The sequence below is a fragment of the Pedobacter sp. 01N310 genome (assembly GCF_056399805.1).
In genome coordinates this window covers 71,051-84,046 of record NZ_JBFTSB010000004.1, presented here as the reverse complement: position 1 = coordinate 84,046, position 12,996 = coordinate 71,051, and the positions used below count along the sequence as shown (strand labels likewise).

Genomic DNA, 12,996 nt, shown 5'->3' with positions numbered 1-12,996 from the left:
TCTTTTGATTTTTCGTGTCGGATGGTAACATCCAACACCACTAAAATTACTTTTCATGTCAGATGGTAACATCTGACAGCACTTATAATTTAACCTGCCTAATAATATTTTTAATGTTCAATTCAATGATATCAGTCATGGTTTTACAGCGCAAATAATTTACATCCTTAAAATACTCACTCATACTCTGTTTTAGCAAAGCGATATTTTCCGGTGTGGTTAATTCTTCCTTATTAGAAACATCACGGAGATCGGTTAGACGGTGCCGTTCGCTTCTTACACGGTGCACAATAGACGAACGTTCTTCTTGTTGGTATTGAAGTACGGTTTTCTCCGTTAATTGCTCCATGCTCATTTTTACATAGGGCAAGTTCTCTTTAAAAAACTGGGGCAAATAAACCTTTAAATTCCCTTCGTAAAACTGTTGGTCGAAATCTATTGCACGGATACGAAACTGAATATCATCAAAATCGGGTGTAATCTGTACCACAAAATTATACGCTCGCATATCACCCAAAAGCATAATCAAACAACGTTCATTAAACTTTACGAACTCTTTTGCTATCCTGGTCGGATTAAACTCAGGTGTATATAATTGTCCTTTTGTAAAAACATCCCCCGGAATCCCCGCAATATGTTCTTCCACTAAGGTATTGCCATCAACAAGATAATTTACCTGATTGGGCGAAAGGATTTCTTCCATTTCCAGGCCATAAATCCGCGAAGCATCGGCTTTTTTAATATAGAAATAATCGTAAACATCATTTAAACGGTTTACAATGCGGATACGAAATGGATGGGTATTTCCGAAGGTGCAATATTCTATTTTATCAATGTATTTATGCTCCACAATCCGCAGATTGCCAGATGCTTTTAAGTTTGCATAAATTTCCTTTAAACCATCATGCAAAGTTTCAATTAAATCCTGTGCATAAATCGGCCCTTCCCAGAGCGAGTCCTTCCCAAACTTATCCATTAAAGGAAAAGCTTCGTTAAACTGCATTAAATCATTATAACCGATGGGCAATTTTGCTTCGCGCTGGTAAGTACGTAAATATTTCTGCAAAGCAGGCGTTACCGGAAAAATCGGCTTCTTTTTCGAAATTCTTACATCGTTATTTTCCATGTAGAGGCAATGTACTATTTTATAGAAATATGTATATTTTTTTTTACCACAAAGTTCACGAAGAAATATCACAGAGGAAACAGAGGATGGTTTAAATGTGAATTAATATTAGCCACAGAAGCACGGAACACATGCATATATTCTCTATTCCTGAGTTCGTAGCACGCAAAACAGTCAGCTTAACTCGTCTTTCTCTGTGAAAACTCGGTGTTCTCAGTGGTTATTAACCCCTCGGATAACTGAATGGCAATCCACTCAGATACCTGCTGATTTTTCTATAGGGATAATTCCCTGCGCCGTGATCGGCAAACTGAACAATAATGGTATTCGTTTTCGGATCGACATACAATCTTTGGCCGAGCATGCCTTCTGCAGCATAATCGCCATTATCACCTTCCTGTGGAACCCACCAAAGATAGTGATGGGCTGATTTTTGCCAGCCTTTTGCCGATGCAGGTTTTTCGGAACCTATATTTATCGATTGATTTACCCAGCTTTCTGGAACAATCTGTTTCCCCTTGTATTTGCCTTTATTTAAATATAATCGACCAATTTTGGCGAAATCGATAGCCGTAACCTGAAAGCGACTTGCAGTGTTTGTTAAACCGTTAACCTGATCTAATCCCCAAGTGGCGTTATACTGTGTTCCGATCTGTTTCCATACATTGGCTTCGAAATATTGCGCTACCGATTTACCAGTTGCCTTTTGCAAAACCCAACCCAATAAAATCGGATCGATACTTTTGTACTTCCAAACCGTGCCGGGTTTATTCACCAGTTTAACTTTCATCAATTGGGCTTCCATATCATCCGTATAATAATATTTGGCTTCATCAGAAAAAAATGCCTTAACAATCCCACCTACAGCATCCTGAAACTCCAGGCCGGATTTCATATCTAAAAGGTTTTTTAGTGTGATCTCTTGAAAAGCTGGATTTGATTTTAACTCGGGAATATATTCGGTTACTTTCTCGTTTAAACTTTTAATGCTATGATCATTTAATGCTTGTCCGATCATAATAGAAATCATGCTTTTGGCACCAGAAAAAATGGTAGTTAAGGTGCTATCACGATAACCTTTATCATATTTTTCGTATAAAACACTGTCATTCCTGATCACGATAAAAGCGTTGACCGCTCCATTTTTTAAATATTCTTTCAATGGAACAGATTGATTATTTCCATCCAGAACATGAAGTGTATCTAAATCATTCCGTTGTTTGGCCGGCCTAATAAAATGAAAGGCAGAATCACTTTTATGGGAAATTTCCTGTGGGAAAATTTTATATGTTTCGGCACCAGGTGTTCTATATTTTAATACATTTAACAGATAAGGCTTCCAGAGAAACAGTGCGAACAGCGATAAAAAAAATGTATAGATCAGGAACAGTAATATTTTTTTAAAGGTTTTCATGGGTAGGCGTTATACCAACAAATATAAAATATTTAGGAAATTATGCCTGCTTCAGCAATTCATTTGTGGTAAAAAGAAGTTGATGTTTAGGTTTATACTTCCACCTTTTATGGCTCCAAAGCCAATATTCGGGCTTTGCCCTGATAATTTCTTCCAAAAAACGGATGTGCATTTCAGTAATTTCGAATTCAGCGGTCCCGGCCGGATTTAAACAAAGGGGCACACAATCTACCATGTAAAAACCACGTTTAAGCACATTGATTTTGAAATAAAAGATAGGCTGATTGGTACGTTTTGCAATTTTTTCTATCCCTAACTGAACGGAGCTGGGCTGATGCATAAAACTTGTCCAATAATGCGACTCGTCTTTTGAGGGTGCCTGGTCATTCCCAAAACTAAATATGCTCGGTTTATCTTTACTCGCCTGCAAAGCCCTCATGGTTTGTCGCATGGCAATTAATTTATTGCCAAATTTACCACGTACTTTTTTAAACCAATGATCAAATGTGGAATTTGTTAAGGGTTTGTAAATTGGATAATGATCTGCAGAAAAGTTAAGCCCTATACCCAAAGTTCCCCACTCCCAGTTACCATAGTGTGCTGCACAGATCAACACACTTTCTCCCCGATCTAAATATTCCTGAACCTGCTCTTTGTTTTTAAATATGAAACGCCTTTCGATTTCTTTTTTTGAGATACTGCTCATTTTAATAATCTCGAAAACCAGCGAAGCGAGGTACCGGTAAAAGCGTTTTTCGATAACCAAAATCTCTTGTAATGTTTTATCAGGAAGCGCATTTAATAAATTTTCCCGAACAACTTTGCGTCGGTAGCCGAAAACAAAATACAGTAGTAAATAAGCTCCATCGGCCAAAATGTATAAAACAGATAATGGGAGCAGAGATAATACGCCTAAAAAAAATACTCCCAAATGGGAAATCCCCTTTTTAATCATACCAGAAATTTTATAGTGCTAATTTAAAAAGCACCTTAAAAAATTATGCCACGAAAATGTTAGATTTCATATTTAGACAAATGGATTAGCCTAAGCCATGGCATCCATTGTGTTCTGATCTTTTTTGATGATTTCTGAAATCTTTTGCTCAGGTTTATATTTCCATCTGCGGTGGCTCCATAACCAGTAAGCTGGTGCTTCTGTAATCATATCCTCTAAAAAGTGCGTATGCATTTCGGTGATTTCGAATTCAGCAGTTTCTGCTGGGTTTAAACAGATCGGCACACAATCTACTTCGTAATAGCCTCTTTTTAAATAATTTATTTTGAGGTAAAACACCGGACGGTTTGTTTTTCTGGCTATTTTCTCAACCCCTAACTGGATGGAAGATTCCTGATTTAAAAAAGTTGTCCAGTAATTCGATTCATCTTTTGAAGGTGCCTGATCGCTTCCAAAAGTAAACATGGTCGGTTCATTTTTACTCGATTGAATAGCCCTTAAAGTTTGACGCATAGACACCATATGGTTGCCAAACCTGCTTCTCATAGTCAAAAACCAATTATCAAAAGCTTCGCTGCTCAACGGTTTATAAATTGGGTAATGTTTGCCAGAAAAGTTTAAGCCAATAGCCATACACACCCATTCATAATTGCCATAATGTGATGAACAGAAAAGCACACTTTCGTTATTTTTAAGATAGGCTTCTACCAGATCGGTATTTTTAAATTTTACCCTTTTATTTAATTCCTTTTCAGAAATGCTTTTCATTTTAATCACTTCAATAAAAAGTGAGGAGAAAAATTTATAAAAACGTTTTTCTATGGCATGGATTTCAGCAGTATTTTTCTCGGGGAATGCATTAACCAGATTTTCTTTAACCACTTTCCGGCGGTAACCAAAAACATAAAATATTAACACATAAAAAGCATCCGCCAATCTGTATAAAATAAATAGCGGTAACAGTGAGAGCATATTTAATAAAAATATACCCATTTTGGATAACCCTTTATTAATCATGATGTGGGATGATTAGTTTGCTTGCAAAAGCACAAAATTAAAACTGAACGCAAAATTAATTGCCATGCAATTGTTAGTTTTTTATTCCCAAAGGTTTTATGAAAAAATACTGACAAAAAATTGCGCACCTGATTAACAATTTAACTGAATTACAAATACTTAACGCAAGCGATTACCTAATTTATAAACTTCAGAAAGCCATTTTAGACGCTGTTTCTCAGTTGATTTTTTGATAATTCCTACATAAGTAACTTTTACCGGATCTACCCCACAGAACTGAAGTACACTTTTCTTTAACTGGTTAACACTAGGGCGACCGAACGATAACCAATAATACCAAGAAGGCTGATCTAGTGTCGTAATGATTCTTGCCGTTTTTCCCTTTAACAGCTTATCCCACCAAACGCTATTTTCGCGATACTGAAAAGTAATACCTGGTAGAAACAGTCGATCGATAAAACCTTTCATTATGGCAGGCATGCCACCCCACCACACAGGATGTACCCAAACCAAATGATCAGCAGCTTTGATTTTTTCCAAACTTGACAGCAAATCGGGCTCTAATTCCGTCCTTTGGCGATACCCGAAAGCCAGGTTGGGATTAAATACTAATTCAGCGAGATGAATTAATGAAACATTGGCACCTGAATCTTTAGCGCCTTTATAATAGGCTTCAGCCAACGCAAAATTGATGCTATCTTTATTTGGATGACCATTAATGATTAAAATATTTTTCATGTTGTTTTATCTACAACACAAAATTAACACAGTCCTTGCGCTCAAGAAGCAGACAAATGTCCTTAAATGATTTCTTTCCGCAGTCTGCTTAAATGTCTTGGCGTAATGGCCAGAAAAGATGCCAGATACTTTACTGGAATTTGTTTGATATAATCTGGATGACTTTTAAAAAGCTCTATATACCGTGCTTTGGCTGCATCTTTTTGATACATAAACACACGTTTCTCTAAATGAATATATTGCTGTTCAGCTATTGTTTTGAATAATCTCAGCCCATTAATGCTCGATTCGGTCAAAATATCTATAACTTCTTTTTTAATGATCAATAAATCTACATCACTCATGGCCTGAATATTTTCTACAGTTGGGTTTCCGGTAATCAAAGATGAATATGCTGTCATAAACTGATTGGGAAAAGTAAGGCAATAGGTATATTCTTCTGCGCTGGTTGATGTATAAAATGAGCGCAAAGTCCCCGATTTTATAAAAGCGACTTCCTTACAAATTTTATTCTCGGTAATAAAGAATTCTCCTTTTTTTAATGTTCTTGGTGTAGCGTTTGCTGTAAAAACATCAATTTCTGCCGGCGAAAGAATATTAAAGGATTGTAGGTAGCTTTGCATGGATATTATATTGTTTTGGAAAGATAAGTAAAACTGAAGAAACCTAATACCACCGCCCCAACGCCCCTAAACCTTATTGCAGCGATATCCCCCGATTCTTCATCGGGGATTTAGCGGAAAGAAGGACTAACAATAAAAAAAGTTCCGCAATTGCTTTCCCCATCATTTTTATAACCACCTATGATATCTAAATAAATATTGAGTAGATCATTACTTTAGAGTTGACAAATTCAGGATCTATTTATGATTAAAGCTGTCAACCCCAATAAAACCTTTAAACGCAAAAAAGCCCCGATTTACATCGAGGCCTTAATATTTATATTCTTAAGGAGTTAAGCGAATTGCTTTCCTTTAACTTTACGTTCTTGTTCTGTTAAGAAGATTTTACGTAAACGCATGCTTTGCGGTGTAACCTCGATATACTCATCAGCCTGGATATATTCCATAGCTTCCTCTAAAGAGAATTTAATTGCCGGTGCAATACGGGTATTATCATCAGTACCAGAAGCACGCATGTTGGTTAATGCTTTACCTTTTACCACGTTTACTACTAAATCGTTATCACGGATATGCTCACCCATAATCTGACCTTCGTAAACATCAGTTCCCGGATCGATGAAGAAACGACCTCTATCTTGTAACTTATCGATTGAATAAGCAGTAGTTTGTCCTTTTTCCATTGAAACCAATACACCGTTTAAACGACCAGGAATTGTACCTTTCCAAGGCTCGTAAGCTTTGAAACGGTGAGCCATAATCGCCTCTCCCGCTGTAGCAGTTAAAACGTTGTTACGTAAACCAATGATACCACGTGCCGGGATTTCGAATTCTAAGTGTTGTAAATCGCCTTTTGGCTCCATAATTAACAACTCGCCTTTACGTTGAGTTACCAATTCGATTACTTTACCAGAAACTTCGCCTGGAACATCAACGATTAAAGTTTCAATCGGCTCATGTTTTTTACCATCAATTTCTTTAACGATAACCTGAGGCTGACCTACCTGAATCTCATAACCTTCACGACGCATCGTTTCGATTAATACAGATAAATGGAGAATACCACGGCCATAAACCAACCAAGCATCAGGAGAAGCTGTTTCAACAACTTTTAAAGCTAAGTTTTTCTCTGTTTCTTTGATTAAACGTTCTTTAATACGTTGAGAAGTTACTAATTTACCTTCTTTACCAAAAAATGGAGAGTTGTTAATGGTAAACAACATGTTCATTGTTGGCTCATCAATACTGATAACCGGTAATTGTTCTGGTGCTTCAAAATCAGCGATTGTATCACCAATATCAAAACCATCAATACCTACAACTGCACAAATATCACCTGAACTTACTTCTGTAGTACGGATTTTACCTAAACCTTCGAAAGTATAAAGTTCTTTTACTCTTGATTTAACGATTTTACCATCGCGTTTGATTAAAGTAACCGGTTGGTTTTCTTTAATTGTACCACGGTGTACACGACCGATTGCGATACGACCAACGAAAGAGGAATAATCTAACGAAGTGATCTGCATCTGTAAAGTACCGTCGTTAATTGGTGCAGGTGGAATGTTTGCCACAACCGCATCTAACAAAGCGAAAATATCGGTAGTTGGTACTTTCCAATCTGTACTCATCCATCCTTGTTTAGATGAACCGTAAATTACAGGGAAATCCAATTGATCTTCAGTTGCTTCAAGGTTAAAGAACAATTCGAAAATCTGCTCATAAACCTCTTCTGGGCGACAGTTTTCTTTATCCACTTTGTTTACAACCACAATCGGTTTTAAACCAAGGGCTAAAGCTTTTTGCGTTACGAAACGCGTTTGAGGCATTGCACCTTCAAAAGCATCGCAAAGTAAAAGTACACCATCTGCCATTTTCAGAACACGTTCTACCTCACCGCCGAAATCCGCGTGACCAGGAGTGTCAATAATGTTAATTTTTACGTCTTTGTACTGAACCGATACGTTTTTAGATACAATCGTGATACCACGCTCGCGCTCTAAATCGTTGTTGTCCAATATCAAATCTCCTGTTTGTTCGTTGTCACGAAAAATAGAACAAGAATGTAAAATCTTATCAACCAAAGTAGTTTTGCCGTGGTCAACGTGTGCTATAATAGCTATATTTCTAATCTTTTGCATAAAATGCGCCTCAAATTTGGCGCAAAGATAGTGTTTTGAAATGGATTTTCTACTATATCTCTCACTATTTAATATGATGATAATGTTGTAATTATCTCATTTATAATTGGAAAAGAGGACGCAATATTTTTAAGTTTATTATGCACTCGCCTTTCCGTTGGACTGATCGAAAATCCTAAGCAAACCTGTCCCGAATTTAATTTTTAATCCAGTTGTAGATATAAGTTGCTACTTCTTCCCAATTTTTTTCACCAGCGATGAAATGTCCTCTTCCATTAAACATTTTAAAATCGGTTATACTTTCGGTATTTTTATAAGCTTTAAAATTTCTTTTATTCAAAGTAGCAGGCATGATATGGTCTTTTTCGCCAGCGATAAACAATAAAGGTTGGTGGGCTTTTTTAAAATCAACTTTGGCATAACTTTTTAACGTTCCCCAGGCAATTGCTCTGCTTTCTGGCACCACAAATTCCTCAAATACTTGATCCGATTCGGCTCTGGACAAAGTATTGCCGAAGGTGTAATGGAACCACGATTTGGTTGGCATAAAAACAGAGTTGCCTTTAAACGGATTAACAACTGTAAAATTAGATTTCCAAAAGCTCCATTCGTATGGAATAACACCCATTGGAGGAGCGCCATCAATCATCACCCCTGCTTCGCCCTTGCCCAAATCCATTAATTTTTGAACAGTCAGGCCACCCAACGAGTGGCCGATCAAAATTGGTTTTTCGGGTAAAGTATCGATAAATTTTACCAGGTTGTTAACCACATCTACAAAATTCACCTTTGTTAAATTTGGATCAATGTTCGTTCTTAAAGCAGTTGGATCACCTTCGTGTGAGGGATTTGCAGGTGTATAAACGGTGTAACCTTTGGCTTCGAAAAAGGTTTTCCAGGCTGCCCAGCTTTTGTTATTTACAAATAGGCCATGTACAAGTACGATTGTTTTTGATTTTAGAGTTTTCATGTTGTTTTTAGTTTTAATTTGATACCTCAAATCTCCAGCTTAAAAACAGCAATAATTTTAACCTAAGTTAAAATCGTTATTTACCTGTAAGTCTTTTTCTTATGCGGCTTAATGATGGCCCCTGAATGCCTAAATAAGAAGAAATATGGTAAAGCGGAATACTATTAAAAATCTGCGGATGGTATTTGATCAGATCGAGATAACGCTGTTCGGGTGTTTTAAAAACAAAACTCTCGGCCCTATCCATAGCGATATTAAATGCCTCCTGCGCCAATAGGCGCCCGAAAGTTTCCCATTGATGAGATTGCTGATACAGCTGCAATAAATCATCTATATGAATGTAAACTACTGTGGCATCGGTCATAGCCTGCGTGTGGTAATCGCATGGCAGCTGATTGATAAAACTCTTAAAGGTAACGACAAACTGATTGCCTGAATAAAGAAAGACATTTTTCTCCTCACCACTTTTCTCATCAACAACATAAGAGCGGAATACCCCATCAATGATGAATCCTAAAAATTTACAGACCGTTCTGTGTTGATTATAGAAATCGCCTTTTTTATATTGTTTTATTTTCCAATGAGGTTTTGAAGGTGCAAACGCTTCAGCGTCCATTTTAGCAAACTGGGAGAAAGCATAAGCAACAATGTCGATTTCTTGCATCTTCTAGGAGGTTAATTGACTTTAAAAGCTAATATCGCTATAAATTCTAAAACATGACGAACAGGTTTAAGCCAGATCCTCCTGTTAAAAGCATAATTTTTATATTAGCAGCAAGGAAATGAATATCATTACCTTTACCTGCCTATTAAAATCAACAGATGAAAATTGAATCACATACCATAAACAATACCAATATTGCCGAAGTTCTTTCGGAAGAAATAATTATTAATAACGCAGAAGACGGGCTAGACTTATTGGGAAACTTATACTACCAGGGTTTTGATAAAATTATTATACACCAACAGAACATCACACCTGCTTTCTTCGACCTGAAAAACGGGATAGCAGGAGAAATCCTTCAAAAGTTTTCAAATTATCGTGTAAGCCTGGCCATTATTGGCGATTTTAGCCCATATCAAAGCAAAAGCATTAAAGATTTTATTTACGAAAGCAATAAGGGCAAACACATCAATTTTTTAGGTTCGACAGCTGAGGCCCTAACAAAACTAGCAGGATAAAATTTATATGCTTAACCAATCCTCATAAGAAATCACACCCAGTTCTGGTTTAGCCCCTCCTTCTAAAATGGCTATAAATTCTAATGCATGTCCGTCAGGATCATTAAAGTAAATAGCCAAAGCGGGCATCCAGGCGAAAACCATTGGTTTGTGATTTCCATTGTTTAGAAAATTATAGGGCTTTAGGTTTTTGGATTCGAGAAAGTTAACCGATTTATCCAGTACATCATTTACATCACAACGAAAGGCAAAATGCCTGATATCAATCTCATTTTTTAGCTTTTCCCAGATTCCCAACATGGCTTCTTTTGGCTTGCCGATCCAGAAAAAGGCAATTTTACGTTCTTCTTCATAATGGCATTGTGTTAAGCCCAAAGTATTGCTGTAAAAATCGATCGATCTGGCTAGATCTTCAACATAAATATGTGTTTCAAACAGTCCTTTTATCATATAGTGAAGGTAGAGATAAGTTATAGCCACAAAAAATCGTGTTTTTCGATACCGCCATCAATAAAATCGATATCTGGAGCTTAATGGGTTACCAAAAACTCAAATCCTGTATTAAGAATAAATAACCCATCGAAATGAACAAAAGACTTTTAAAATATGCAGGCAGGTGCAGCATTGCTTTTATCGCATTGATTGGGCTTTATTTTCTAATCGCCTTTTGTTGCTCACGCATTACCGTAAATGCTCATCCTTCAAACACTAAAGAAATTGCCATATATATAATGACTAACGGCGTACACACTGATATCATCGTTCCGGCTGTTAGTGCAGAAATGAACTGGACAAAAGAAATCAGTTACCAAAATACGCTTAAAGCCGATAGCACTTATCAATACCTGGCTATGGGCTGGGGCGATAAAAAATTCTACCTCGAAACGCCAGAATTCTCTGACCTTAAACTCAGTAACGGCCTACGGGCAATCTCCGGACTGAGTACATCTGCTATGCACACCACCTATTACAAAAACATACGGGAAGATGCGAGCTGTAAGAAAATTATCATCAGCAAAGCGCAATATCGACAACTGATCGATTATATTTTAAATAGTTTCAAAAAGGACGAAACGGGACATTTGATCAAGGTTAAATCGAACATCCATTATGATATTGGTGATGCCTTTTACGAAGCAAAGGGAAGTTACAGCATTTTTAAAACCTGCAATACCTGGGCAAATGCAGCACTAAAATCTTGCGGACAAAAAAGCTGTTTATGGACCATTTTCGACACCGGTATTTTTTTAAAATATCTTGATAAAAATACCGTGAAATAACTATACAGGTATTTTACACCTTTAAGCAATTCTGCGTACAAATTTACCCGTCGTATTAATCGGACAGCACAAAGCGTTAATTTTATTCTTAAACGAAGTATTAACCTTAACGCTATGCTGTTCAACTCTTTTAGCTTTGCTGCTTTCCTGCCCATAGTTTTTATACTCTATTGGGTTCTGGGGAAAGAACGTTTAAGATCTCAAAATATATTATTGCTGGGTGCCAGCTATTTCTTTTATGCCTGTTGGGATTGGCGGTTTATGTTCTTACTCATTTTTTCCACATTACTGGATTATTTCACTGGGTTAAAAATGATGGAAAGCAAAAATAACAGGACTAAAAAATTTTGGTTCTGGCTGAGTATTTCCATCAATCTCGGTTTTTTAGGCGTATTTAAATACTATAATTTCTTCGCCGATTCTTTCGCTGATGCTATTGCAAATTTTGGCCTTCAGGTAAACCCATGGACATTAAAAGTCATTTTACCTGTTGGTATATCATTTTACACTTTTCATGGCCTGTCATACGTAATCGATATTTATAAGAACCGTATACCGGCAGAAAAGAGCTTTATCGATTATTCTTTATTTGTGAGTTTTTTTCCACTACTAGTTGCCGGTCCGATAGAACGGGCAACACACCTGCTTCCTCAGATCAAAAAAGAAAGATCTTTTGATTACAGCAGGGCGATTGATGGCTTACGGCAGATTTTATGGGGCTTGTTTAAAAAAATCGTCATTGCCGATCAATGTGCCAATTATGCCAACATGATTTTTAACCATTCTGGAGAATATTCGGGGAGCACTTTATTGCTCGGCGCCATCCTTTTTGCCTTTCAGATTTATGGCGATTTCTCTGGCTATTCTGATATCGCTTTAGGTACAGCACGTTTATTTGGGATAGAGCTGTTAAGAAACTTTGCATACCCCTATTTCTCCAGGGATATTGCCGAATTCTGGCGTAGATGGCATATCTCGCTATCCACCTGGTTCAGAGATTATCTTTACATCCCCTTAGGCGGAAGCAAAGGCGGAACCTGGGCAAAAGTGAGGAACACGTTTATCATCTTCCTTGTGAGCGGTTTTTGGCATGGCGCCAACTGGACTTTCATCATCTGGGGCTTATTAAATGCGCTGTACATTATGCCCTCGATAATTTTCAACACCAACCGTTCGAATCTGGATACCGTTGCACAGGGAAAGACATTTCCAAGCTTAAAAGAATTAGCAGCAATTATATTAACATTTGGATTAACAGTTTTCGCCTGGATATTTTTCAGGGCAAATTCTGTACAGCATGCGTTCAATATCATATCAACCATTGGTTCCGAATCGTTTTTCAGCATTCCTCAAATACTGCCGATTAAACTATTTCTATTACTCGCCTTGTTTATACTAATCGAATGGAATGGCAGGATGGAGCAATATGCTATTGCCAAATTCGCCTTATCGTGGCCAAAACCAGTAAGATGGGGTATTTATTATGGCCTTGTTCTGGTGATATTCTTTTTCGCAGGGGCGGAACAGCAATTTATTTACTTTCAATTTTGACT

The 12,996-nt window shown here is 37.1% G+C and carries 13 protein-coding genes; 3 read left to right on the top strand and 10 right to left on the bottom strand.

The window, feature by feature from the left end; genetic code table 11:
* Nucleotides 1-82: 82 nt before the first annotated feature.
* The 9 genes from AC1DNH_RS10295 to AC1DNH_RS10255 form a co-directional block, all read right to left on the bottom strand.
* The gene (locus AC1DNH_RS10295) at nt 83-1,126 is read right to left on the bottom strand and encodes a hypothetical protein (RefSeq protein WP_029275494.1); all 1,044 of its coding nucleotides are present in this window, start codon (nt 1,124-1,126) and stop codon (nt 83-85) included.
* A gap of 223 nt (nt 1,127-1,349) precedes the next feature.
* Nucleotides 1,350-2,540 (bottom strand): serine hydrolase domain-containing protein, encoded by a 1,191-nt coding sequence (locus AC1DNH_RS10290; RefSeq protein ID WP_477581912.1) that lies wholly within the window; start codon nt 2,538-2,540, stop codon nt 1,350-1,352.
* Between the two features lie 40 nt (nt 2,541-2,580).
* A complete protein-coding gene (locus tag AC1DNH_RS10285) occupies nt 2,581-3,495 on the bottom strand; it encodes a lysophospholipid acyltransferase family protein (RefSeq protein WP_477625362.1) in 915 nt (304 codons plus the stop codon).
* 90 nt (nt 3,496-3,585) lie between these two features.
* Nucleotides 3,586-4,512 (bottom strand): lysophospholipid acyltransferase family protein, encoded by a 927-nt coding sequence (locus AC1DNH_RS10280; protein ID WP_477584267.1) that lies wholly within the window; start codon nt 4,510-4,512, stop codon nt 3,586-3,588.
* Between the two features lie 159 nt (nt 4,513-4,671).
* Entirely contained in the window at nt 4,672-5,250 is a 579-nt protein-coding gene (locus AC1DNH_RS10275) for an NAD(P)H-dependent oxidoreductase (protein ID WP_477584269.1), read from the bottom strand.
* A 62-nt stretch (nt 5,251-5,312) separates the two neighbouring features.
* A complete protein-coding gene (locus tag AC1DNH_RS10270; RefSeq protein ID WP_477584271.1) occupies nt 5,313-5,873 on the bottom strand; it encodes a Crp/Fnr family transcriptional regulator in 561 nt (186 codons plus the stop codon).
* Nucleotides 5,874-6,205: 332 nt separating this feature from the next.
* Nucleotides 6,206-8,011 carry a translational GTPase TypA gene (gene typA, locus AC1DNH_RS10265; RefSeq protein WP_029275490.1) on the bottom strand — a complete coding sequence of 602 codons (1,806 nt, stop codon included), beginning with the start codon at nt 8,009-8,011 and terminating at the stop codon, nt 6,206-6,208.
* Nucleotides 8,012-8,207: 196 nt separating this feature from the next.
* On the bottom strand, nt 8,208-8,981 hold the full coding sequence (locus AC1DNH_RS10260; RefSeq protein WP_477586221.1) for an alpha/beta hydrolase: 774 nt from the start codon (nt 8,979-8,981) through the stop codon (nt 8,208-8,210).
* A 76-nt stretch (nt 8,982-9,057) separates the two neighbouring features.
* Nucleotides 9,058-9,645, bottom strand: coding sequence for a Crp/Fnr family transcriptional regulator (locus AC1DNH_RS10255; protein ID WP_477607975.1), 588 nt, complete (start codon nt 9,643-9,645; stop codon nt 9,058-9,060).
* A 158-nt stretch (nt 9,646-9,803) separates the two neighbouring features.
* Here AC1DNH_RS10255 and AC1DNH_RS10250 point away from each other — a divergent pair, with 158 nt between their 5' ends.
* Nucleotides 9,804-10,163, top strand: coding sequence for a DUF4180 domain-containing protein (locus AC1DNH_RS10250; protein ID WP_477582347.1), 360 nt, complete (start codon nt 9,804-9,806; stop codon nt 10,161-10,163).
* A 3-nt stretch (nt 10,164-10,166) separates the two neighbouring features.
* On the opposite strand, the gene AC1DNH_RS10245 is transcribed toward AC1DNH_RS10250, so the two are convergent.
* Complete coding sequence (locus AC1DNH_RS10245; RefSeq protein ID WP_477582348.1) at nt 10,167-10,613, bottom strand: VOC family protein; 447 nt, start codon at nt 10,611-10,613, stop codon at nt 10,167-10,169.
* 134 nt (nt 10,614-10,747) lie between these two features.
* On the opposite strand from AC1DNH_RS10245, the gene AC1DNH_RS10240 reads away from it, so the two are divergent.
* Nucleotides 10,748-11,443, top strand: coding sequence for a TIGR02117 family protein (locus AC1DNH_RS10240; protein WP_477582349.1), 696 nt, complete (start codon nt 10,748-10,750; stop codon nt 11,441-11,443).
* 114 nt (nt 11,444-11,557) lie between these two features.
* Nucleotides 11,558-12,994, top strand: a complete 1,437-nt coding sequence (locus tag AC1DNH_RS10235; RefSeq protein ID WP_477582351.1) for an MBOAT family O-acyltransferase — start codon at nt 11,558-11,560, stop codon at nt 12,992-12,994.
* The last annotated feature ends 2 nt before the right edge of the window (nt 12,995-12,996 follow it).